The following is a 24826-nucleotide window of genomic DNA, read 5'->3' on the forward strand; positions in this document are numbered from 1 at the left end:
GCGGGCAAGCTCAGTCCTGCGCCCCATCCGGGGCGCGCGTGACTGGCGTGCGGGGTTCCGGTGGTTGCGGCGAGGCCTCCACCACCGGCGAATCTCCCGCGCGCCTCCGGCGCAAAGAATTGTCAAATCCGAGCCGAACTTGCTTACTGCGTAACATCAGTCAGTAAAACTCCAATTCACTGAGCTAACGTTTATCAGCCCGCCGCCGCCACGGCCAGGCCGCCAAACCGCCGTTGGCGCTGGTGAAACACGGTGACGGCTTCCGCCAACTGCGACCGATCAAAATCCGGCCAGAGGCAGGGGGTGAAATAGAGTTCGGCATAGGCACATTCCCACAGCAAAAAATCGCTTAGGCGCTGTTCGCCGCTCGTGCGCACCAGCAAATCAACATCGCGCGCCGGTTCATCGGCATGCATCGCTTGCCCCAAGGCCAGCACCAAAGCGGCGCGCGAGGCGGGCGGTTTTCCTGTCTGAAAAAGCTGATTGACCGCCCGCAACAAAGTCTCGCGCGCGGAATAGTCCAACGCCACACGCACGTGCAAGGTGCGGCCCTGGCCCGTCGCCTTTTCGGCAGCCTCGATCAACGCCACCAGGTCAGGCCCCAAACGGTCCCGGCGTCCAATCACGCTGATACGCACGCCATTCCGCACACAATTCGCTGTCTCTTTGAGCAAATACAAGCGCAGTAATTTCATCAAGGCGCTGACTTCAGGAGCCGGGCGTTGCCAGTTGTCGGAGGAAAAGGCATAGAGCGTCAGCGTGTTGATCCCCAACTGCGGCGCGGCCTCGATCACACGCCGCACGGCATCGGCGCCGGCCTTATGTCCCGCCGTGCGCGGCAAGCCCCGCCGCTGCGCCCAGCGCCCGTTTTCATCCATAATCAAAGCGACGTGCAACCCGCGTGTTGGCTGCGATTGGACACTCGTGTTTTGCATAGAACCTCTTCAAATCTTTCCTTCACCTTGCCAGGCGCTGCGCCAAGCGAGTTGGCGCAACAACCAAACCAATAAAAACAGCGAGCCGTAAATGACAAAATCCAACGTGCTCACCTGCACCACATCCACCAAATGCCCCAGCGGCGAAGTGCGATTCCAGGCAAAAGCGGTCGGCGAAGGCACGGCCAAACGCACATACTCCTGCGAGAAGGGCCAAAAGAGTTTCACCCCAGTCGAATCCGTAAAGAAAAAATCCAGCAACGGATGGCTCGCCATCGCGGTGCTAAACAACAGAGCGGCGCGCGTGAGGCTGCCGCCCCCACGGGCGATCACCGCGAACCAAAAGCCGCAAAAGCAGGCAAATCCCAGCGAATGCGTGAAATCGTGATGCCAATAACGTCCGGCAAATGGCGCGAATGGCAACCAGTCCAAGAGACAATCCAAGTCCGGCGCAGCCGCCAGGAAGGCGCCCAAGAGGCAAGTGCGCCAGTCGGGCAACTTAGCTTGTTTGAGCGGAATGGCGGCGAGCACTGCCGCGCCCAGCAATCCGTGTCCAATCGGTGTTGGCATACTGCTTACTTCTCCTTACCGCGCTGCTGACCTTAAGGCTTCACAACTTTGCCAAGCGCGCATCCGCGCCCAATTCCATGACCGCCAGCCGCGATAGGCAAATTCGGGCTGCCGTTCGAGCAGGCGTTGCCGCAAGAGGCGCTGATCCTCCGGCTTCAAGTACGGCAAGCCCGCAACCAGCGCGGGAATCGAATCGGCGCTGAGTGACGCCGTGTACAGCACATCCAGGGGCAACCCTGATTGCGCGCGTTGCACATTCACGCGGGCAATCAACTCGTCCGGATTGATCACGTGCAGGATTGCGACCAACGCCAGCCGCGCCGCCACCGCGCCAAACGTAAAGCGTTCGCGTTGGCCACGCAAAACCGTCCAGGCAAACCAGCCAAACACCAGCGCCAGCCAGATCATAAACGCCATCGTGTAAACGCGCAGTTCCGTCAAGCCACAACACAGTTGATACAAACGCATCCGGTAAAGCGCCGAGGCCATCATCACGAAAAGCAGGCCAATCTGCGTTCCCGCCAACACCCGAAAGATGCGTTCCGCCTGCGGCTCGTCTTTGCGCAACAGCCAATGCGCCCCCAACAGCAATGGCAAAACCAGCGCGGCCACGGTCACCAATTCAAAAAAGCCGCGCCGTGCATAAATGGCATAAGCCGTACCAGCGCCGGGCTTGAAATGCGCCGCGCCGAAAAACAGATATTGAAACTGCACCAAAACGAAAACGAGAAATAAGGCATCCAGCAAACTCAGCGCCGTGCCGATTTCGACGATGCCCAGCTTCGGCGCGATCTTTGTCGCGGCTCCAGCCAGGTTGCCGGGTTTGGCTTCCGGCTGCAGCGCGCGCAAGTAACCGCTCACCAACCAGGCGATGCCCGTCATTGCCATTACATGTAAAAACAAGCTGGCGAAATCCAGGCGAAATAATTTCGCCACCAATTCTTCAAAGGCCGCGTCCGCCGCGACCAACAACACGCCAAACACAAACAACAACGGCAAGGCGATCAACACGCCGCGCCCAATAGCAAACGCGCGCCGCGACCAGCCCGCGCGCGGCAATTCGCGCCAGCCGATTTCATTGAATAACAGGATCAATGGCCCAGTCATGGCATTGCCAGCGCAATGCAGCGCCGCGCCAAGGTATTCCGAGATAGCCGCGCGCAGGAGCTTGCCCGTCTGCGCACGCAAGCCGATGAGCGTCAACAAGACCGCCAGCGCCAACACATCCAACGCGCGCAGCACCGCCGAATCCCGCCACAGGAAACCGAAGGCAAAAACGAACAGACTCCCGGTGAGCCAATTCGTCTCGCGGTTCCGTACAATTCCCGCCTGCCGCTGCCACAGCACGACCGCACCCACGGTCAGGCTCAGCCATAACAATAAGTTCGGCCCCCACGGAACGGCCCGCAGCAGCGCATCACCCGCAACTCCGGCGCCGCCAGCGACCGCCAGCATTCCCAAGCTCAGCCGTGTCTGCGTGCTCATCGCTTTGCGCTGCGGCGGGGCCGCCGGAAGCGCCGCCTCCGCCATTGGCAGGGCCATTGGTAGGGGCATTGGCAAGGCCTCGGGTAAAAGTGCGGATTGATAGGCGTTCGGCGTGGCTGTCGTTTCGGCTTGCAGGGCGGATTGATAGGGCGCTTGCCGCCATTCGTTTTCAGCGTGCGGGGCGGGTTCAGTTGTTTCGTTCACCGTTGCTCCTCCGATGCAAAAGTATTCCAGTTGACAGAGTATTACGAATTGCAAACTACTTCGCCAAACAAAGTACAGAGCCATAAAGAAAGCTGGCAAGCAGTCTGCCAGCTTTCCTGCACTCAGGCTTTTCGTCCGCGCACGACCCGAAAACGCGGCCCGGACTGTCCCATGATCATCACCGAGATGTGGCGTTGGCGCGGGCAATCCAGTTCGACAAAGAATATGCGCTGCCAGCGGCCCAGGTTCATCTGCCCCTCCAGCACATTGATCGTTTCGGAAGCGCGCAAGAATAGCGCGCGGCAATGCGAATGACCGTTCGGTTGTTCATCGGGCTGCATATTGACGGTGCGAATGTTGAAGTCGTTATGCCGGTATTGATGGTCGAGCGGGGCAAAGCGTTCCAGCAAATCCTGCATGTCCTCCAGCAATAACGGCTCGTGTTCGTTGATGATGATGGCGGTGGTGGTGTGTTGGGTTTGGATGTTGACCCAGCCATGCGTGATGCCGGATTCCGCTACGACCTCGGCAATTTGAGCTGTGATGTCTATGAATTGAACTCCGCCCTCGGTGTCCAGTTGAAGAGTTTCGTGATGAACGCGCATTACCGCATTAAGCGATTCTTCGACCTGCGCGGCTTGATACATACCTCTGCTCCTTTTCAAATGAATACGGTAAAAATGCGGCGGCAGCATAGCAAACGGCTTACAAAACGGCTAATCAGCCGGCCAGCCGCTGCTGACGCCTGTCTTGGTCGGGCCACCCTTCAACGCCCCCGGGCGGCTTGAATCAACGCTTCCATGTGATCCAAGTATCGTCCGAGCGCGGCACGCCCCGCCGCCGTCAACTGATATTCCGTTTTCGGCACGCGCCCCTCAAAGGATTTGGTGCAGGTAATGTATTCGGCGTCTTCGAGTTTGCGCGTATGCACGCTGATGTTGCCATCCGTCGTCTTGAGCAATTCCTTCAGTTCGCTAAAGGTCAGACTGGGATTGGCCGCCAGGGCGCTGACAATGCCCAAACGGACGCGTTCATGAATGAGATTGTCGAGCGCCGGGGCCTTCTCGGCCACGCGCAGCGCCTGCTGCGCCCGGGCCGCCGCGCGCGCCTTGCGCGGTTCGACCGGCGCGCCCCGCGATTCAATTTGATGAGCAGTTCGTCTAGCCACCGTACCTCCTTGCGATGATGATTCCGAAAATAATGTGCAGTCCGCCGAAACCCGCCGCCATAAACCAATTGCCATAGGCCGCCGGGGCCGTCAGCGCCACTATGCCCAACGCCATAAAACACAGGCCCATCACCGGGACGATGCGCACGGAAAAAGCGCCGCCCGTGACGACACCCGTGCCATACATCAGCAACCACAAACCCGGCAGCGCAAAGAACACATGCGCCCGGTAAAGCACGACCGAGAGCAGCGCCCCCGCCAACAACGGCGGCAACAAGCTCAAGGCGAATTTGCGGCCTGGCCCGGATAACACCGTGGACTCGGCGGCGCGCGCTTTATGCTGCATCGCCCAGCCGCCCACGGCCAGCGCCAGCAAGGCCTCGACCAGCCACGTCAGCAACCAGGCGCGCGTCGTGCGTTGCTGCACAGCCACTGCCGTCGCCGCCAGGGCCGTCATCCCGATAAACACGCCGCCCCAACCCGGAACGGCGGTAAACGAAGTCGCGCGCTCCATCGTTTCGCGGATAAACCGCAAATTATCCATCGCGCGCCCGTGCAAACTGGGCAACCCGGGCACGCTGGCAATGCTCGGCAAATTCGGCGGCTCTTCGTCTGATGTGCGGAGGGGTTGTAGTGAACTCATAAACAGGCCCGATCATAAGGCAGGGATCATATTTTGACAAGTACTTTTTCAGGTAAAGTAAAACCGGCGCGTCTAAATCGCGCTGTCAGCAGCTAGGCCAGCCGGCCGGCCTAGCTGCGGCGGCCACGCGTGCCGCCGATTTTCTGGCGGTAATCGTCGCCTTTGATTTCGATCACCTTGCACATTTCATACAAGCGCGAGCGCAAGCGCACGCCGACGCGATCAACCAAAGTCTCTTCCTGCAAAACCTGCCGATCTTGATAGTTTGAAGTGAAGAGGGTGATTTTTTTGTCGTTGTAGCGGGTATTGATGATTTGCGTCATCGTGTCGCGCACCCAGTCGGTCGGCTTTGAAGCGCCTAGTTCATCCAAAACGAGCACTTCAGCTTCGTAAATAGGCGAGAGCACTTTTAGTTCTGAGGTCTGCGAAACAGAGTTATAGCTGCCCTGAATTTCCTTCAACAAATCGCGGAAGTCGTAAAAGAGGCATTGAATCCCCTTGCGCACCAGCGACCGCAAAATAGCCACCGCCAAGTGTGTTTTTCCTACCCCACACGGCCCCAAGAGGAGCAAACCAAAATCTACGCCGGGGTACTCGTCCACGAATTGTTTCGCATCCCGCAAGGCCATCCGCTGTGACTCATTCACATCTTTTTCCTTCCAGGGATCGCCTTGCGGATAGTAATTTTCAAAGGAGCAATTCTCATAGCGCTTCGGAATGCGGGACCGTTCGAGCAGTTCGTTGACACGCTCTGAAATGCGGCAACGGCATTGACGCACGCCCTTCCCGGCCACCAATTCCCAGCCGGTTCCGCTGCAAAACTCGCAAATTTGTTGAGCAATTCTTCGTTGATTCGGCGACATAGTTCACCTACCCAAGGCAGTCTGCGCGCGCTCGGCACGCGGCTCAATCAGAGAATGTAAAGCACCATTTGTCGTTGGAGTGTCCCGCAAGAGGAAGTGGATTATAGGCAGCCGCCCCGCGTTGTCAAAACGCAACCGCAGTTCTTCAACACGCTTTTTTCTAAGCCCGGCTTTTGCCTTTTGATTTTTGCCAAGAGTAGAATCACAACCGCTTTTCTACAAGTTTCATCCGCCCTTTGCGGGCCATCGTTCAAAAGGAGAAATCTGATGCTTTGCAGCCGTCATTCATCTTGGCGCGGTCGCTTTTGCGGCTTGGCATGTGTCCTGGCAATGCTTGCGGCAAACTGTCTCGGGCAAGCGCAAACGGCGCGCCCGGCGGCTCCGGCCAAACCCAAAACCGGACAGGAGACCTGTGATGGTGCCCTGGATATTGTGCCCGGCAAATCTGCAACCTTTATGCGCAAGCGGCGCGTCCCGGGGAAAAAATCAACCAGCAAGACCGAACTCAAACCCGAAAACAGATCATCCCTCTAATCACGTTGTGTCGCTTACATGAAATCAAAGCAAACACGCGCTGTGCAGCAGGCGCGCTTCCAACCCGCCGAGTTGTTGTTTCTCTTTCTTCCGCTCATTGCCCTCACGCCGAATTTCTTTGTCATCCCTGAACTGGGTTTTACCGGATTGGCGACGCAGGAGTTTGTCTTTGGCTTGGCGGTCGTAGCCTTTGCGGCGGCGTGTTTGGCCAGGGCGTTGCAACTTCCCGCCGGAATCAAACTGGGGCGGCAACAATTGCTATTGCTCGCGCCGTTGGCAGCGTTCTGTTTATGGCAACTGCTCTCACTGCTCTGGACACCGGATTGGAGCGAAGGAGTGCGGCTGGCCGGCATTTGGTTTGGCCTGGCGCTGTTTTTTGTAACCGGGCGTTGGGCGCTCAGCGAAAGGTCCATCTGGCCGCTTTATAGCGCCATCCTTGTCGCAACCGCCTTGCTGCTGTGGTCGCTTTTCTATGAGTACTTTGTCTTTGGCTCAGGTGAAATGTGGGGCATCTTTTTCAATCACGGCATCACGGCAGAGTTGCTGGCCCTGCTGTTGCCGGTGTTTTTGATGACGTTTCTCTGCGAACGGCAGCATCGCTTTTTTGTCGTCGCGGGGTTGATCGCCGCCGGCTTGAGCGCCGTCGCCTTGATGCTGACGCTGCGGCGCGGGCCGTTGTTGGGGGTATCGCTGGCGGGACTGTGTATTACCGTCGCACTCGCCGGCAAAGTAATCCGTGCGGCGGACAACCGGCGCGTTTATGCTATCGCGGGCGCAGTGCTGTTGGTCGTTGTGCCGCTAGGTCTATACAAGCGCGAGGCCTTGCTGGCGCGTTGGCGCGGCGCCACGCAGCTACAGACGGCCAGGAATACGCAGAGCATTGATTTGGGCTTGACCGGCCGCACTGTGACTTGGCTGACCGCCTGGGAAATGGGTAAGCGCAATATCTTGCAAGGCGTGGGCGCGGGAGGTTACGAAGCCAGCTATGGGGCCTATAAAAAGTTCTTTGCTGAAAACCCCCGTTACGCGGCGATTGCGGCGGCGGCTGGCACCGAAGATTACGACGAGATTCATAGCCCGCGCGCGCACGGTGAGTATTTACAGATGTTCGCCGAGGTGGGACTCGCGGGCCTGTTACTCTTTGCCGTCTTCTGGCTGCAAGTTGCGCGGCAGTTATGGCGGCGGCGACACGCGCCCCGAGGGTATCTGGCGCTGGGGGCGCTCTTCAGCCTGTTCTCCTTTGCCGCCTGTTCAATCGTCACCGCTTTTTCTTTCCGCTCGACACCCGGCGTTTTGCTATTGAGTTGCGTCCTGGCTTTGGGGTTTGCAGTTCAACCTGAAGAAGCTGATGAAAATGATGCGGGCTGGTTGATGCCCAAGGTGTTGGTCAGCAGTTTGGCGGCGCTGGCCTTGGTTGCCGCGCTGGCAATCCTGGCGCGCAATTACAACGTCTATGCCAGCCAACAAATGCAAAGCGGGCTTGATTTCAAATTTGCGCTGAACAACGCGGCCGAGAATGAACGCTTGGTGCGGCGTTACCGGCAAGTGCTTGACCTTGATCCCGCCAATGCGGGCGCACATCTGGGTCTCAGCTTGGTGCTCTTTCAAATGAAACGTCCACAGGAATGTCTGCCGCATATTGAATATGCCCTGGCGCATGGCTACAGCCGGCCGTATGCCTACATCCTGTGGGCCTTTTGTTATGAGCAAAATGGCGACGTCAGCAAGGCCGGGCAAATTTTGCAGGAGTGTCTGGCCTCCTTTCCAAAATCCATTGTCGCCCGTGCCGCCTATGCCGAGATGTTGCGGAAACAAGGGCAATTTGAACAGGCCAAACAGCAACGCGAACGGCTGGAAAAAGTGGATGCGCAGCTTGCGCGGAGTTGGGACTTGGCGTTCAGGATGAAAGATGCCGCCGCCGCTGATGCAGCCAAGCAGGCAGGCTTGCTGGCGCCGGGTGAATTAGAACCAAAGCTGGTGCGCACGCTGGTACAAGCACGGGCTTATCACTATTTGAAATAGCAAAAAAGGCACGCCGGAACTCAGTCTTTCCCGGCGTGCCTCAAATTCCATCCGCAGACAAACGCATTAGATCGGTTTTCAATTGCGTGTACGGCAGGGTACGGCACCGGAACGGTACCGCGCGCGTAAGCAAGCGGCGCGTCAAGTACGGCGCACTGGCACAACCGTGCAGTCTCCGCTTGCTCACGCGCGCGGTACCGTCCAACCGCACGGCATTTCCCAAACACCGAGCTGCAACCCGATCTAAGCGCGCGAATTGAGCGCGCCCAAAACAGCCCGTTGAGCGCCCGCCCACTCAAAGCGCGGGACGGCGCCAGAGCGCAATAACGTGGCAAATTGCTGGGCCAGCATGGGCCAGTTGTACACCTGCTCAACCAGCGCACGGCCCGCTTCGCCATAGTGCGCAGCCAGTTTCGGGTCTGCCAGGAGCGCATCAATCGCATAGGCAAAGCCCGTCACATCGTCCGCAAACGTAATCCAGTCCTGACCGATGCGCATCACCTCTGTCGTGCAGGTGCTGATGATCGGCTTGCGCAACGCGGCATATTCAAAAAGCTTGAGCGGGCACGAGCCGTCCGAAACCGCATCGTGCGTGAAAGGCAACAGGCAGATGTCCATTCCGGCAACATAGTTCATGGCTTCCTGATACTGCACCGCGCCGGTCAACACGACATTCGTCAGGCCGCGTTGTTCGACCTGCTGTTTGATGACCTTCCAACGCCGCCCGCCACCCACGAGCAAAAAATTCACTTGCGGCATACGGCGCGCGAGGTTCATCACCAAATCGAAATCCACCCAGTATTCAAACGCGCCCACGAAGCCCACGGTTGGCCCCAACCCGCGCGCCCGCCAGGCGCGGCCATGCGCTTGATCAAGTTCATCCAGGTCGGCCCCGTTCGGCAGCATCAAGACTTCGCGATTCATACGTTCGGCCAGCACACTCGACGCGACGGTCACAGTTTCGGCCTGCTTGAGCATGCGCTCCTGCGCCGCGCGGGCAGCCACCACGGCGCCGGCACGGGCGAGGAAGTTATGTTCACCGGCGAGCATCGCGACCAAATCATCGGCCAAGTCGAAATGCGTGCGGCATTCGGTCTGCTTCAACAGATTTACCTGCGGCAAGTTATAGACAAGCAGCACATCAATTTTTTCACGTTCGATAAATTGCCGCACCTGGCCCATCGAAGTCAGCGAGAGCAAGCCTTTCTTTAACAATTTGGTGCGCGGAATCCACGTCTTCCAGAACGACCGCAAAGGCGCGGGCGCATATAGCTCGCTTAACGTCAACCCGACTGGCAACTCTTCAGTGTCCTTGCCAATATCCGTCGAACTGATGTCGTCAAGCGCCATGGGCGGCGCTTTCAGCACAAAGACTTGATGCCCCTGCCGACAAAGTTGATTGAGTAATTGGTGATAGCGACTGCGGTTTGCCGAGCGCCAGCGTGCCAGGTATGGGAAGAGGATTTTCATGATTTCTTGTGTGTTCGTCTGTGTTTCAAGAACTGCCGCCGCTGATCATAAGTGGGTAAATCAATCGCTATATCAACGACCGCTGCATTTTCTGTTTTTGTAGCCCGCGACGCAACCATCAACGTCCGGCTTTTAACCAGCCGCGCCGAATAGTTGCCAGGCCCAAACTACAAAGCCACATCGCCACATAGCGCGGCGCGGCTAACAAATCCTGTAAATAACGCGCGCGCTCTTCGATCAGCAGCGCGCCACCCAGGTAATAAAGCACATCCATCAACAAACCCAACAAGGCTATGCCGCTCAGCCAAAGACCAGCTTGGCCGAGCAACAGCCCTGCTAGTAGCAAAAAGGCGCGCAGGCCCATCAGGGCTGTTTTCGGGCGCAGGAACAAAAGCCAGAGCAGGAACCAAACCCCGGCTCCGCCCTTTAACAACGCACGCAACGCCACCGGCCAATAGTCGCGGATGACTTGCCACTGGCCTTGCAACCAGCGCGCGCGTTGCCGCGAGGCGCCTGCGGTTTGTTGCGGTTTCGGATCGAAAACAACTGCTTGAGGGACGAAAAGAACTTTGGACTGCCGGGCTGCCAGCAAGACGTCCAATTCCAAATCTTCAGCCAAAGTGTGTAAGCGGGGCGCGAGTTCGGCGAGTACAGTTGTGCGGAACACCATGCCAGTGCCGCGTAAGGGGACGTTCCAGCCGCAACGTAGACGCGCTTCATCATCAATGCGTTGCATCAGGACTTCAGACCAGCCCGCTAATCTGCCCGCGTTGTTGGTCGCCGCAGGCGCAACAAACGCTTGTGCGGCGACAGCGTCGCTTTGCATTGCGCCTCGCAGAGCCTGCAAGCTGCCCGCCGCCAAGCGGCTATCCGCATCCAGAATGACGACACAATCCTGTGCCGCCCATGCGCAAGAATGCGTTTGTAACCACCAAGCTAACACTGCTCCTTTGCCAATGGCTCCAGCCGTTCGAATAGCGACTTCGGCGCCTGCCTGCGCGGCTTCCGCCGCCGTCGCATCCGTGCACCGGTCAGCCAGCACCCACATGCGCGCGCCCGGCCATTCAGCCAGTTGCGTTTGTATGGCCGCCACGGTTGCGCCAATCGTGCCAGCTTCGTTATGGGCCGGAATCAGGATGCAACACTTCCCTGCCAACCGGGCGTCAGCCGCTTGCGAGTTGGCGGCAGTCTTTTTGCAGAGGCGCAGGCACAGCAAACTGAAGCGCAGCAGGCTGTCGAATATGCAACCTACACTCAGTAAGATTTGAAGTGGCATCAGTAAATGCATTGCCATCGCCTAGCGGCGGCGTTGATTCTGTATTGCGCAGGAGAGAGGGGTTAAGAACCAAACAGCCAGTCGTAATGTTTCAACTTTAGCGCCACATCTTCACGTCAACAGTTTTTGGTGAAGAATGCCGCCAAGGCAACACTCAACAGAGAATCTTTCACAGCAAATTTTCGAGGCTAAATTACTGCCACTGCAACTGTGTCCGACAATCGATTTGGCTAACATTATCGCAACTTATTTCGGGGCCTTGAATCTACGTGGCATAAATCTTCTGACTCAAGATGTGGTTGTTCAAGTAGGTTGCGATACAACGGGCGGGAGTTTAGTACACTGCCCTGAACCGGTCAACCGTTAGCTTTGCCACAATCAATCATTCGTAAAAAGCAGCGCAGTCGGCCAGGAATTGTTGGCATTTTTGGGAAAGGTGAAGGGTGGGAAAGATGAGCGAACAGATCATCATTGGCGTGCCGGGTGTTTGGAAAAGCCAAGCCGAAGTCTCGCAGGCGCTGGTGGCCCAAAATAACAATTATATTTTCGCCGGTTTCACGCTGATGGATACGGCCTCTCAGGATGTCTCGTTTGTCGAGATGCAAGATTATGACCCGCGCCTGGTGGATGTCTTTGAAACCCTCGGCGATGCTTCCATCACAGATCAGGAGTTGCAGAAGATTGCCCAGCATCACAGCACGCTCTGGGTGCTGAGCCCTGAAGTCTCCATTTCTCAGGCACGGCGCATGATGAATGTGGGCATGACCTTGCTGAAAGCGGGCGGGCTGGCCATCAAGGTCGAAACCTCTGGCGTCGCGCATAGCGCCACGCGCTGGAATGAATTTGCCAACGCCGATGCCTTACAGCCGATGTATTGCGCCTATGTCAATTTGATCGAAGGCGATGATTACTTTTACTCCTGTGGTATGCATAACTTCGGCTTGCCGGATGTTTCAGTGACCAACCAGATTGGTGCGGTTGAAGCGACCAATTTGCTCAACCACTTCAATACCTACCAACTCGAAGATTTGCCGCAACTCGATGACGGAGATTACTTCAGCCTGGATGAAACCGCGCGCCGCTATAGGCTGACGTTTGAAGCCTGTGAAGTGTATGAGCCGGAGCACCCTTTCTATAACCCGTTCGGTCGCTGGCATCTATTAAAGTTGTAAGAAGCGTTCTGATTTTCATCTGCGCAGGCTGCACCAAATGGAGAATTGACTCCCCGTTGAAGCCTGTGTTTGAATCGCGCCTCAAAAATCTGACCTCTACGCATCTCTTAGAAAATTTTCCCCATTTGAAACCAAGCAGTTCCGATTAGCCCCGGAATCAACCTGCCGCATCAACGCACCAACTCTCCCACGAATCGCGTTGCGTCACTCACTGCTTTCCAGATTTGTAGCGTGCCCTGGTCTGGCTAGGCACTGACTCTTTGCGTTCACTTCCTGCAAGCTCATTTGCAAACGCCACTCCGTTTGCAAAGCAAGCTTGGCAGCGGGTCGAAGCAACCAGTGTGTTTCCCCGTCTGCCTCGTGGCGCTGGCACGCTCGCATCCCCGCCAGCGTCCGCGAATCCCGCTGTTCCTTTTCCCCATACCCCGCCGCATCCCCGTCGTGGCATAGCCCCAAGTTCTTTTTGAGACCAAGCTCTTTTTGCAGTTCCGCCATTAACTTTTGAGGGACTGCCGACCCTACCAATTCGCCCTTCAACCGGCGAGCAGGAGTTCAATCATGAAGGCAACCATACAGCGCTCTCTGGCGCGTTCTCTCTTCTATCTCTGCGTCCTCGCCACCTGCGCGCTACCGATCCAGGCGACCAGCGTCATCCTGCCGAGTGATGAAGAAATGGTGACCGGCGCGCGCGCCATCGTGCGCGGACAGGTCACGAACATTGCCAGCGGTTATGACGAGGCCCATCACGGCATTTTTACTTACATCACGTTGCAGGTGAGTGAGGTCTACAAAGGCGCTCTCACGACCGGCACGCTCGTGCTTAAAGAACCGGGCGGCGTCAGCCGTGAGCAGGGCAGTCTGATTTACGGCGTACCCAGCTTCACCGTTGGCGAAGAAGTCCTGCTTTATTTGGACACCTGGCCCGATGGCAGTTTGCGCGTCTATCAATGGTTCCTGGGCAAATTCAAAATCACGCCAAACTTGAGCACGGGCAAACCCATGGTCACGCGCGAGGTGCCGACCAGCCGCGTCGAAATCGTCGGGCGTTCCGCGGCAGGAGCCATCACAGATCGCCTGGAACTGGAAACCTATATTGGGAGGTTGCGCAAACTCATCCCCGCCAAACTGATTGCCGGGCGACAACACGAAGCCAGGTTTTACGCCAACGTGCCGCTGCTGGCGCATCCGCAAGAAATGACTGCGACAGTCAGCAATCCGCCGATCCCGCTCTTTACCGTTATCAATCCGAGTCAACCTCCGCGCTGGTTCGAACCGGACAGCGGCCAGCAGGTCATTTTCAAAATCAATCCAACCGGCGCATTTAATGCCCAGGCCGTTAACGATGTTCTGGCCGCCATGAACGCCTGGTCTACGGTCAGCGGTTCAGCGATACGCATCGCCAATGGCGGCACGACCGGCGGTTGCGGTTTGACGTTGCGCGATGGTGAAAACACGATTTCATTCAACAACTGCGACAATTATTCAGCCTTCGCGCCGTCCCCCGGTTCCACTTGTTCAGGCATCCTGGCCGCCGCCGGGATTATCAATTACAGCCTGGTGCAAACGCGCGTCGTCAACGGTCTCACCTTTTACCGCGCGCTCGAAGGCAATCTGTCCTTCAACCCCTACGCGGCCTGCTATTTTTCCAACAGTTGCAATGTCGCCGAAGTGGCGACGCATGAACTGGGGCACGCATTGGGCCTGGGCCATTCGCTGGACACGACCGCCACGATGTATGCCTACGCGCATTTCGATGGCCGTTGCGCGGGCTTAAGAGCCGACGATATGGATGCCATACGCTTCATCTATCCTGGGACTGGCGTCACGCCATCGCCGACGCCAACCCCGGTGCCGACGCCCACGCCCACACCTATACCGGTGACGATCACGACCACGACGTTGACCAGCGGCCAGACCGGCGCGGCTTACACGCAAACGCTCACCGCCACGGGCGGCACGACGCCTTACAATTGGAGCGTGATTGCGGGCGTTTTACCGAATGGCTTGAGCCTCGGCGCCAACGGCGTCATCAGCGGCACGCCTGCACAGGCGAGCACCTTTAACTTTACGGTGCGGGTGAGCGCCGCGAACGGACTGTCGGCCCAACGCGCACTCAGCATTACGATCATTGCGCTGCCGCCACCGCCACCGCCGCCGCCAGTGGGAGGAGGCAAGCGCGCGGTGCGGGGCGATTTCGATGGCGATGGGAAAACCGATCTCGGTCTTTGGCGCGGCTCAAGCGGCCTCTGGTCAATTCTGAAAAGCGGCACGAACACGATGCAAACGGCGAATTGGGGAACATCATCTGCGCCTTATTACGACATGCCTGCGCCGGGCGATTACGACGGCGACGGCAAAGTGGATGGCGCTGTGTGGCGGCCAAACGAAGGCAACTGGTATGTCGTGTTGAGTTCAACGGGAGGCTATTTTATCCAGCGCCTTGGGCAAAGCGGCGACACACCAGTCCCCGGTGATTATGACGGCGACCGCGTCACTGACCTGGCTGTTTGGCGCGCATCCACAGGGCTTTGGACAATTCGCGAAAGCTCCACCGGACAAACTCGCACAGCCTATTTTGGCGCGGGGTACGCACCCTATTATGACGTGCCAGTGCCCGGCGATTTTGATGGTGACGGCCGCTATGATCTGGCCGTCTGGCGGCAAAGCAATGGATACTGGTTCATCAGCGAGAGCAGCACTGGCCAGGCGCGTTATTTCCAACTTGGCCAATCCGGCGACCAAGCCGTGCCCGGCGATTATGATGGCGACGGGCGCTGTGATGCCGCCACCTGGCGCGGCACCACCGGCCTCTGGAGCATTCGCCAAAGCACCACCGGGACAGTCCGCACCGTCACTTGGGGCAGCGCCAATAGCCCTTACCGGGACGTGCCAGAACCCGGCGATTACGACGGCGACGGTAAGCTCGACATCGCAATCTGGCGCCCACTCAACGGCACCTGGTATATCCTGCTCAGTTCGATCAATGCCTATCGCATTCAAACGCTCGGTCAGAATGGCGACACGCCCTTGCCGCTGAAACAGCCATAAGTCAGTGGTCAGTGGTCAGTGGTTAGTGGTCAGTAATCCGTTAATAGACGGTAGCAGCTTTTGAATCTGCAATCAGTGATCACTAACCACTGATCACTGATCACTGACCACTGACCACTGACCGCTGACCACCTTTTTCGCCCGCGCCTTTTGCCTTCAATCTGCTACTGCTATACTCGCGCACGCTGCGGCTGGAAAATTCGGCGCAGTGATGAAACATCACCCAATCAAACCGCGTATCATCAAAAGTTGTTGAACCCAGCGGCGGTGCGCTTCGCAAAAACAGCGCCGCCGTACCCGCGAGAAAAGGAAAACACAGCATGTGGACACGTCTCAAACGGCTCTTTCGTTCGATCTTTGGCGGCATCATCTCGGATGCGGAAAACCCTGAATTGATCTTGCAACAGCTCATGCGCGATATGCAGGACGAAGTGCCGAAGATGCGCAACAACGTCGCCCAAGTGATGGCGGGCGAAAAACGGCTGGCAGCCGAAGTGGAACGCTCACAAACCCAACTCGTCCAGCTAGACGCCAAGGTCAAAGCCGCGATTCGCACCGGCAATGATGACATTGCCACGACCTTGATCTCACAGATGCAAACAGCGCAGCGCGGTCTCGAAACGACCAAGATGCAACACGAGCAGGCCAAAAACGCTTCGGTCAAGGCGCGCGAGTTCCTGGATAATTACATGCTCCAATTTGAGCGCCGCAAGGCCGAGGCGATGCAACTGCTCGCGGCCAATCGCCAGGCGCAGATGCAGGAACAGGTCGCGCAAACTATGGCGAGCTTTCAGATGGGCGACAATTCGCAGACCTTTGACGACATGCGCGAGAAGATCGCCAATCGCGTGGCCGGCGCCGAAGCCCGCGCGGAATTGGCCTCCACCGGCCTTGATTCGCGTATGCAAAGCATTGATCGCGAGATCGCCAACGTCGAAGCGCAAGATATGCTGCTGGCTTACAAACAGCAGATGGGCTTGGCGCCCGCCACTCCGCAAGCCGCCCTGGGCGAAGGCGCGCCATCGGTCAATATGGAAAAAACACTCGGCGCGGCTGAAGGCGTGCCCCAACAACGCCAGAAATTAACGGAATAGTAACCGGCAGTCGGCAGCCGGCACTCAGTAGCTGGAAGACAGTTACCGCAATGCAATCAGCTACTGACTACTGACTACTGACTACTGACTACCGACTACCGACAAAGATGGAATTCAAATCTTCCTACATCAAGGAGGCCCTGAAAGAGCCGGTCAACATTGGCGGCTTGTTGTTGGCCGGGCTGGGCGCGGTTTATGCAATGACGATGGGCGTGGATCCGACCTGGGTCTTGGGCGGCGCGTTGGTGGCCGAAGGCGCGTATCTGGCGACCATTCCCGCTTCCAGTCTTTATCGCCGCCTGGTGGATCAACGTTCGCGCGGCATGTTGACGGAAGAACGCAAGAAAGAGCGGCTGGAATTGATCAAAACCTTCGATCCGCGCGAGCGCGAGGCTGTCGAATATCTAAGCTGGATGAAGACGCAGATCGGCAGCAACTTCAAAAAGTTTTCCGGCCTGCGCGAAGAGCCGCCGCAACTGCGCGAACTGGAAAACACCTGGGAGGCGTTCGTTGATCTGCTGGATGAATACCGCCGCCGCAAAAATCATCTGCGTTCGATCAATCGCCAAGCCGTCGAGAATCAAGTACGCCAGGCTGAACGCTCCTGCCAAATGGCTGATGACGCCACCAGGCAGTTGCACGAAAAGAATGTCGAGATTCTGCGCCGCCGCTTGCAAACCTTCGATGACATTGAACGCAGTGTGAAACGGGTCGAGGCGCAATTGCAGATGATCGAAAACTTCTTCGGGCTGGTAAACGATCAAGTGGTGACGATGCCCTCGCCCGAATACATCTTATCGCTTGATTTCGACACGCTGCTCTCTTCGATTGAAGTCACCAAAGACATTTTGTCGCAAACGGCCACCGGTATGAGCCAATTCGACAGCTTCAATCCGGTGCGTGCGGCGCTGGCTGCCGAACGTCAGTGAGAGCCGCTTGGATTAAGCCGCCGCACGGCGCCGCTTCACTGTCCCCGCTCTTTTTCCCCGCACTAACGCCACGGAGTATTTATGTCATATCGTCAAATGAATCCGTTTCATGTTCATGCCTGCTTTTGCCTCTTGGCGCTAGCGCTGTTGCTGCCAGGTTTTGCACAAGGGCAGGACAAACCCGCGCAAAACCAAATGCCTGATGCCACCGCGCCCATTTATGTCACGGCGCGCATCTTTCAACTCAGCGCCAAGAAAGGCGGCTCTCCCGAAGTCAGCGATCAGGTCTTTCGCATGAAAACGGCGGGCTTGCCTGATGAAGAGAAGTGGCTGGCGGCTTTTCGGAAAACTTATCCGGGCCTGAACCTGGCGCTGCTGCAAACCGCCAGCCTGCGCGTGTTCCGCACCGCTAAACCGGGCATCATCACGTTTGCCCAACAAGGCGGACGCACTCTGCAAATTCAAATTTTCGGCGCTTACAGCCCCGGCGATGGCGTCACCCCCGGCACTACGCTGATTTCCGAAATCGGCCTGCATATGGTGAATAGCAACACGCCGCTGACGCTTTCCATGCAACCGTTGGAGGTCGAGTCCGGCATGACTTATTACTTTGCCGCCCCGCGCCTCAAAATGAGCGACAAGGATTATGCCGACTTTATTCGCAAGGGCCTGCCAACCGCTGCTTTCGCCGACGAAGATCATTACATCGGCTGCGCCTTTTCGGTCGAGTTGGAACGCCCGGCCCAAACCATGCGCGTGTTCAACGAACAGCAATCCGCCGTGCTCGTGACCGCGGCGGAAAAGAAGGTGCAGCCGGAATTGACAGCCGCCCTAAAGCAGACCAGCTTCAGCGGGCGCATACAAGTGCGCGTCGAAATCGCGCCCGACGGCAAAGTGGTGCGCGCCTTGACGCACAATTCAACCTTGCCGGAAATGAATGGCGCCGCCGTCGCGGCAGCGCGGCAATGGGAATTTTCGCCGGCTTTGTTTGCCGAGAACAAAGACCAGATCAGTGGGCTGTTGACGTTTGACTTCACTGCACCTGAGACGAAACCAGCAGCACCCAAACAACAATCATCCAACTGACATTTGTAAGCGGGAGCGCGGGAGCAATGCGCTTGAAGCCCCAGCGCTCCCGCGACTCCGAGCTTGCTTATGCCCACCACCACCCACTCGCTCAACACCGCCGCACAACTCCCCACCTGGGCCGCCGAACTCGCGCGCAAGTACCGCGCGGGCGAGGCGAACCACTTCCTGCTGCACCACAACGTTTACGATCTCAGCCAAACGCGCCATGGCTATGTTTCGCTGCTCAGCTTTCTGCAACAGGAATTGCTGGGCAACAAACGCATCGTGCTATACAACCGCAGCGAGGGGATCACCTTCGACTCTGACGAAACGATGCGCGCCTTCGTCGCCCAGCAGCGCGTGGCCGATCCGCTGCTGGGCCTCCAGACCAGCGGGCAGAACGCCAGCCAACTGCCGCACGACGCGGGCCGCGCGTTGCCGCTGATCGAACGCTTTCTCTATTTCGGCGAACGCGTCGCCGTCGTGCTCAACTTCGCTGAAACGATTTTACCGGCGGGCGAAATCAGCAGTCTCTCCGGCGAAGACCGCACCGCACTCGTTTCATTGCAACGTTGGTTGACCAGCGCGCGCCTTTTCGACACCGACAACATCGTCATCTTGATTGCCGAAGCCTTCACCGACGTGCATCCGCGCATACGCGAAAACTCCCGGCTGGCGCTGGTCAAAATCCCCTACCCCGACGAAACGCAACGGCTGGCTTATTTGAGCGAATTCCTCAAGAACTATCCGATCAGCAAAGTCGAGATGAAGCAGGAGCAACTGGCCGCGCTGACCTCAGGCTTAAATCTGGTGCACACGCGTTCGCTGCTCTGCGCGGCGCGCGAATCGGATGACGGGCTGACCTACGAGGACGTGCGCCTGAAGAAGAAAGAAATCATTGAAGCCGAATGCGCGGGCCTGATCGAATTCGTCACGCCGCGCCACGGCCTCGACAGCGTCGGCGGGCTGGATGGCGCAAAAAATTACCTGCGCGACATCGCCCAAACCATCAAGAGCGGCAACACCGACGAAGCGCCGATGGGCATTCTGATGTGCGGCCCGGTCGGCACCGGCAAGACGTTTCTCGCCGAATGCTTCGCCAAGGACTGCGGCCTGAACGCGGTCGAGTTCAAAAACTTCCGCGACAAATGGGTCGGCTCGACCGAAGCCAATCTGGAAAAGATTCTGAACCTGTTGCAAACCCTCGCGCCCATCGTCGTGCTGATTGACGAAGCCGACGCCGCGCTCGGCAACCGCGAAGGCGACGGCGATTCGGGCACCAGCAGCCGCGTCTTTTCCAAGATCGCGGCGGCCATGAGCAACACCGAAAATCGCGGACGCATTCTATGGATTCTGATGACCTCGCGCCCCGATCGTCTGCCGATTGACCTCAAACGTCAGGGCCGTTGCGAAGAGCATATCGCGCTCTTCTATCCCGAAACGCCCGCTGACCGCCAAGCCATCGCCGAAGCTATGACGCGCAAGCTCAAACTCAATCACACGATCACCGACTGGATGCCGATCACACAAAACGAACTGCACCTTTCCGGCGCCGACATCGAATCCATCCTGATCCGCGCCCGCCGCCTCGCCCGCCTGGCCGGACGCAAAGAGATCGCGCAAGACGATCTCGCCAACGCGGCCTTTGAATTCACCCCGGCGCGCGATGAACAAGCCATTGAATATCAGGAACTGGCTGCCGCCCGCGAGGCGACGTCACGTTCGATGCTGCCAGAACGTTTCAAGCAGATGACGAGCGCGGAGATGGGTGTGCGGATTGACGCCCTGCGGTTAATGCGGCAATAACCTGCCAGAGCGCTATGCCAGAAACACCTGAACAGAAAGCTCGCCGAGAGATAGACACGCAACTGGCAGCCGCTGGCTGGCTCGTGCAAGAACGCGATGACCTCGACCTGACTGCCGGGCGCGGCATCGCGGTCTGTGAGTTTCCGATGAAGAGCGGTTTCGGCTTCGCCGATTACCTGCTTTATCTCGACCGCAAAGCCCTCGGCGCAATCGAAGCCAAAGCCGAAGGAACGCTGACCGGCGTCGAAGCGCAATCGGCCAAATACGCCGCTGGATTACCTGACAACCTACCGGCGCATCGTCGCCCACTACCCTTCCTGTTTGAATCAAACGGCGCGGTGATCCAGTTTACCAACGGGCTTGACCCGTTGCCGCGCAGCCGTCAAATCTTCAACTTCCCGCGTCCTGAAACGCTGGCGGAATGGATTGCGCAAATCGCGCAACTACGTGCTCGGCTCAAACAACTTCCCCCGCTGGAGGAAACCGGCCTTTGGAAAGCGCAGATTCAAGCGATTCGGAATTTGGAAGAGTCGCTGGCGGACGCCTATCCGCGCGCGTTGATTCAGATGGCGACCGGTTCGGGCAAGACCTTCACCGCCGCCAACATCTGTTACCGGCTGCTGAAATTTGCCAACGCCAAACGCATTCTGTTTCTGGTAGACCGTGGCAATCTGGGCAAACAGACCGAAGACGAGTTCGCCAACTTCGAGCCGCCCGATGACCCGCGCAAGTTCCCGCAGCTTTATACCGTCCAGCGGCTGAAAACGAACTCGATCAATCCGGCGGCCAAGGTTGTCATCACCACGATTCAGCGGCTTTACTCAATGCTGAAAGGCGAAGCCGAATTCGACGCGGGCAATGAGGAAGGCTCCGGCTTTGACACAGCGAAGGTTTGGCAGGGCAAGCCGCCCGACGTGATTTATAACGCGGGCATTCCGCCGGAGTTTTTCGACTTCGTCATTGTGGACGAATGCCACAGCTCCATTTACGAACTGTGGAGCCAGGTGCTGCTTTACTTCGACTCGTTCCTGATTGGATTGACCGCGACGCCTGCGGGCAAGACCATCGGCTTTTTCAAGCAGAATCTGGTGATGCAATACGGCCACGACGAGGCGGTCATTGACGGCGTGAATGTGGATTTCGATGTGTACCGCATCAGCACTCGCGTCACCGCACAAGGCGCGACCATCGAGGCGGGCGAGACCGGCGTGTATGTGGACAAGCGCCACAAGCTGACGCGCGCCGAGCGGCTGGAATTGCTCAATCAGGATTTGACTTACACCGCCAATCAACTCGACCGCGATGTCGTTTCTGAAAGCCAGCTTCGCACGGTCATTCAGCATTTCCGCGACGGCACTTTGCCCGCCTGCTTTCCTGACCGGCGCGACCCCGCCACAGGCCGCATCGAAGTGCCCAAGACGCTCATCTTTGCCAAAGACGATTCGCACGCCGATGACATCGTCCGCATCGCCCGCGAGGTCTTTGCCCAGGGCAATGAGTTTTGCGAGAAGATCACCTATCGCACCGGTTTCACACGCGTGACGAAACAAGTGCCGAACGAAGACGGCACCGAGTCGGAAGTCACCGAATGGGTCAAAACTTCCAGCCTGACGCCGGATGAGATTCTGGGCAACTTCCGCACCAGCTATTTCCCGCGCATCGCCGTCACAATGGATATGATCGCCACCGGCACCGACGTGAAGCCCATCGAATGCGTTTTCTTTATGCGCAACGTGAAGTCGGCGGGCTTCTTTGAGCAGATGAAAGGGCGCGGCGTGCGCGTCATCTCGGTGGACAAACTCCGCGAAGTGACCAGCAAGGCCAAGTCCAAAGAGCGTTTCATCATCGTGGATGCCGTCGGCGTGTGCGAACAGGACAAGTCCGAATCCTGCACGCTCAACCGCCAGCCGTCCGCTTCGTTGAAAGAGTTGCTGGAATACGTCGGGCAGGGCGGCCTCGATCCCGATGCGTTGACCACGCTGGCCGGACGGCTGGCGCGGTTGCAACGCGAGTTCAGCGCGCCACAACTGGCCGAGTTGCGCACATTGGCTGGCGGCAAAGCGTTGCCCGAACTCGCGCACGATCTGTTACACGCCGTTTCGCCTGACGCGCAGCTTGAAGCCGCGCAGCAAATGCCGGGCGTGACGGATGAGCCGAATCAAGCGCAGCTTCAGACCGCCGCCGAACAGTTGGCGCAAGCCGCCGTCACGCCCTTTCTGAAAGCCGCCTTCCGCCGCCGCCTGCTGGAAATCCGCACGCAGAACGAACAGACGCTGGATCGGCACACGCTCGACGAAGTGCTTTACGCCGGGTTTGACGCTTCAGCCGTCGAGAAGGCGCAGACCAAGGTGCAGGACTTCCGGGGCTGGATCACCGAGCACCGCGACGAACTGACGGCGCTGCAAATCTTGTGGAGCGGGACGCGCCCGCTCCGTCTGTCGCTCAAAGACCTGCGGCAGTTGAAAGAGGCGCTGGCGCGTCCGCCGCTCAACGCTACGCCGACACAGCTTTGGCGCGCGTTTCAAGCGGTCGAAAGCGACCGGGTGCGCGGCCTGGGCGGTTCGCAATTGGCCGATCTGGTCAGCCTGGTGCGTCACGCGCTGATTCCCACCTTGACGCTGGTGCCGTATGCCGACGAGTTGCGCGAGCGGTATCAGGCTTGGTTGATCGAACGCGAGGCCGCGACGGCGTTCACGCCCGAACAGCGCGAATGGCTCGACCGCATGGCCGAACACATCGCCAACAGTTTGAGCATCGAGCCGGAGGATTTCGAAGACGGCTGGTTCGGCCAGCACGGCAGTTTGGGCAAGGCGCATGCGTTGTTTGGCGACCAGCTCAAGCCGTTGTTGGCGGAGTTGAATGAAAGGCTGGTGGCATGAGCGACACGAATGGACACATCCTGCCCCCAGGATGGACATGCGCCAGAATCGGCGATCTGATTGGCAATGATGGCATTTTTTGTGACGGTGATTGGGTTGAGTCGAAAGACCAAGATCCGTTGGGTGATGTCCGGTTGATTCAACTTGCAGATGTCGGTGATGGGAATTACCGAGACAAATCAAACCGATATTTAACCTCAGCGAAAGCGGCTGAACTACGTTGCACCTATATTCAGCCCGGTGACTTGCTGATTGCGCGGATGCCTGATCCGCTTGGTCGTGTTTGTATTTTCCCTGGCGATTCGAAGCCAAGCGTGACCGTTGTTGACGTGTGCATTGTTCGTCTCGCCAGTTCAATCAACTCACGTTGGCTTATGCACCAGTTGAATACCCCGCAGATGCGACATTTCGTTGCCGCGCTTCAGAGCGGTTCGACTCGCAAGCGTATCTCGCGCGTGAATTTCGCCAAAATTCAGTTTCCACTGCCGCCATTGGCTGAACAAGAACGCATTGCATCAGTAGCAGACGAACTCTTTTCCGACCTTGATGCCGCCGTCGCCGCGTTGGAGCGGGTGCAACAGAAGCTGGCGCATTACCGGGCGGCGGTGCTGAAAGCGGCGGTGGAAGGCGCGTTGACTGCCGAATGGCGCGAGCAGCATCCAGCTACCGAACCTGCCTCGGCCCTGCTCACCCGCATCCTCGCCGAACGCCGCCGCCGCTGGGAGCAAGAGCAACTTCGCAAATTCGCCGCCGCTGGCAAAGAGCCGCCCAAAGACTGGAAGGCGAAATACAAAGAACCAGTCGCGCCGGATACGAGCAAACTGCCGCAGTTGCCGGAGGGCTGGTACTGGGTGACGATTGACCAACTCTGTTTCGAGATTCGCAACGGCTACTCACTAAAGCCCGATGCGGAAAGCGGAGTTCCAATTCTTCGCATTAACTCAGTCCGTCCGCTTGCTCTTCACCTAGAAGACATCCGCTTTTTGTCAGGGTGTGCTGAAGATTACGCGGAGTTCCTCGTGCAAACAGGTGATTTGTTGTTTACCCGTTACAACGGCACGAAGTCGCTCGTCGCTGTGTGTGCGGTAGTGCCGGAGATTAGCGATAGCATTGTTCATCCCGACAAACTAATTCGTGGAAGGGTCTGCGTTGAAGTTGCCAATCCTCATTTCATTTCAATCGCAGCGAACGTAGGTGCATCACGAAACTTTCTTGAAGGTCGTATCCGCACAACCGCTGGTCAAGCCGGGGTCTCAGGAGGCGACATTAAGGAAACTCCTGTTCCGTTGCCGCCTATTGAGGAGCAAGAAGCAATTGTCGAAATCGTCGAAGACCAACTCTCCGTCATCGAACACATCGCCGCCGACGTGGAAACCAAGCTAAAAAGCGCGCAGGCGTTGCGCCAATCCATTCTGCGCCACGCCTTCACGGGGCAGCTTGTGCCGCAAGACCCGCGCGACGAACCGGCTGCGGCATTGCTGAAACGCATTGCCGCCGAACGCGAAGAGCGCGCCCGCCAGGCACAGGCCGCCAAACAAACGGCGACCAAACCGAAGACGGAGCGAACGAAAGCTCCGCGCAAACGCGCCGCCCGGAATTCATAAGCGCATTAGCCCTGGGAGCGCAGTCCTTCCAGGCTGCGGGTCTAATGAGCAAGACC

At 57.9% G+C, this 24826-nt stretch carries 19 protein-coding genes; 9 read left to right on the forward strand and 10 right to left on the reverse strand.

Annotated elements, in window-relative coordinates; genetic code table 11:
* Positions 1 to 194: 194 nt before the first annotated feature.
* The 7 genes from HY011_29315 to HY011_29345 all read right to left on the reverse strand — a co-directional run bounded on the left by HY011_29315 (position 195) and on the right by HY011_29345 (position 5868).
* Entirely contained in the window at positions 195 to 935 is a 741-nt protein-coding gene (locus HY011_29315) for a di-trans,poly-cis-decaprenylcistransferase (protein ID MBI3427048.1), read from the reverse strand.
* Between the two features lie 9 nt (positions 936 to 944).
* The gene (locus tag HY011_29320; GenBank protein MBI3427049.1) at positions 945 to 1505 is read right to left on the reverse strand and encodes a metal-dependent hydrolase; all 561 of its coding nucleotides are present in this window, start codon (positions 1503 to 1505) and stop codon (positions 945 to 947) included.
* 15 nt (positions 1506 to 1520) lie between these two features.
* Complete coding sequence (locus tag HY011_29325; GenBank protein ID MBI3427050.1) at positions 1521 to 3194, reverse strand: DUF4173 domain-containing protein; 1674 nt, start codon at positions 3192 to 3194, stop codon at positions 1521 to 1523.
* A 122-nt stretch (positions 3195 to 3316) separates the two neighbouring features.
* Positions 3317 to 3841: a YjbQ family protein gene (locus tag HY011_29330; GenBank protein ID MBI3427051.1), complete on the reverse strand. Its 525-nt coding sequence runs from the start codon at positions 3839 to 3841 to the stop codon at positions 3317 to 3319.
* Between the two features lie 119 nt (positions 3842 to 3960).
* Positions 3961 to 4437, reverse strand: coding sequence for a transcriptional regulator (locus HY011_29335; GenBank protein MBI3427052.1), 477 nt, complete (start codon positions 4435 to 4437; stop codon positions 3961 to 3963).
* Positions 4355 to 4906 carry a hypothetical protein gene (locus HY011_29340; GenBank protein MBI3427053.1) on the reverse strand — a complete coding sequence of 184 codons (552 nt, stop codon included), beginning with the start codon at positions 4904 to 4906 and terminating at the stop codon, positions 4355 to 4357. Before HY011_29340 ends, HY011_29335 begins: the two co-directional genes overlap by 83 nt.
* Positions 4907 to 5115: 209 nt before the next feature.
* Positions 5116 to 5868: an ATP-binding protein gene (locus HY011_29345; GenBank protein ID MBI3427054.1), complete on the reverse strand. Its 753-nt coding sequence runs from the start codon at positions 5866 to 5868 to the stop codon at positions 5116 to 5118.
* Positions 5869 to 6420: 552 nt separating this feature from the next.
* Here HY011_29345 and HY011_29350 point away from each other — a divergent pair.
* A complete protein-coding gene (locus HY011_29350; protein ID MBI3427055.1) occupies positions 6421 to 8424 on the forward strand; it encodes an O-antigen ligase family protein in 2004 nt (667 codons plus the stop codon).
* A 243-nt stretch (positions 8425 to 8667) separates the two neighbouring features.
* Here the strand turns inward: HY011_29350 and HY011_29355 are convergent, their stop codons facing one another.
* The gene (locus tag HY011_29355) at positions 8668 to 9894 is read right to left on the reverse strand and encodes a glycosyltransferase (GenBank protein MBI3427056.1); all 1227 of its coding nucleotides are present in this window, start codon (positions 9892 to 9894) and stop codon (positions 8668 to 8670) included.
* 118 nt (positions 9895 to 10012) lie between these two features.
* Entirely contained in the window at positions 10013 to 11170 is a 1158-nt protein-coding gene (locus HY011_29360) for a glycosyltransferase (protein ID MBI3427057.1), read from the reverse strand.
* A 452-nt stretch (positions 11171 to 11622) separates the two neighbouring features.
* On the opposite strand from HY011_29360, the gene HY011_29365 reads away from it, so the two are divergent.
* Together HY011_29365 and HY011_29370 are read left to right on the forward strand one after the other, a co-directional pair.
* Positions 11623 to 12342 carry a DUF4261 domain-containing protein gene (locus HY011_29365; protein ID MBI3427058.1) on the forward strand — a complete coding sequence of 240 codons (720 nt, stop codon included), beginning with the start codon at positions 11623 to 11625 and terminating at the stop codon, positions 12340 to 12342.
* Between the two features lie 558 nt (positions 12343 to 12900).
* Entirely contained in the window at positions 12901 to 15390 is a 2490-nt protein-coding gene (locus HY011_29370; protein MBI3427059.1) for a VCBS repeat-containing protein, read from the forward strand.
* Positions 15391 to 15490: 100 nt separating this feature from the next.
* Here the strand turns inward: HY011_29370 and HY011_29375 are convergent, their stop codons facing one another.
* Complete coding sequence (locus HY011_29375; protein MBI3427060.1) at positions 15491 to 15712, reverse strand: hypothetical protein; 222 nt, start codon at positions 15710 to 15712, stop codon at positions 15491 to 15493.
* Here HY011_29375 and HY011_29380 point away from each other — a divergent pair.
* The 6 genes from HY011_29380 (at position 15711) to HY011_29405 (ending at position 24770) form a co-directional block, all read left to right on the forward strand.
* Positions 15711 to 16484 carry a PspA/IM30 family protein gene (locus tag HY011_29380; protein ID MBI3427061.1) on the forward strand — a complete coding sequence of 258 codons (774 nt, stop codon included), beginning with the start codon at positions 15711 to 15713 and terminating at the stop codon, positions 16482 to 16484. The two genes, HY011_29375 and HY011_29380, sit on opposite strands and share 2 nt — an antisense overlap.
* Positions 16485 to 16591: 107 nt before the next feature.
* A complete protein-coding gene (locus tag HY011_29385; GenBank protein MBI3427062.1) occupies positions 16592 to 17413 on the forward strand; it encodes a hypothetical protein in 822 nt (273 codons plus the stop codon).
* A gap of 81 nt (positions 17414 to 17494) precedes the next feature.
* Positions 17495 to 18499, forward strand: a complete 1005-nt coding sequence (locus HY011_29390) for an energy transducer TonB (protein ID MBI3427063.1) — start codon at positions 17495 to 17497, stop codon at positions 18497 to 18499.
* 69 nt (positions 18500 to 18568) lie between these two features.
* A complete protein-coding gene (locus HY011_29395; protein MBI3427064.1) occupies positions 18569 to 20287 on the forward strand; it encodes an ATP-binding protein in 1719 nt (572 codons plus the stop codon).
* Between the two features lie 14 nt (positions 20288 to 20301).
* Complete coding sequence (locus HY011_29400) at positions 20302 to 23166, forward strand: DEAD/DEAH box helicase family protein (protein MBI3427065.1); 2865 nt, start codon at positions 20302 to 20304, stop codon at positions 23164 to 23166.
* On the forward strand, positions 23163 to 24770 hold the full coding sequence (locus tag HY011_29405; protein ID MBI3427066.1) for a restriction endonuclease subunit S: 1608 nt from the start codon (positions 23163 to 23165) through the stop codon (positions 24768 to 24770). The genes HY011_29400 and HY011_29405 overlap by 4 nt, the downstream gene beginning before the upstream one ends.
* Positions 24771 to 24826: the final 56 nt, after the last annotated feature.

Source organism: Acidobacteriota bacterium (assembly GCA_016196035.1).
Classification (GTDB): Bacteria; Acidobacteriota; Blastocatellia; order RBC074; family RBC074; genus JACPYM01.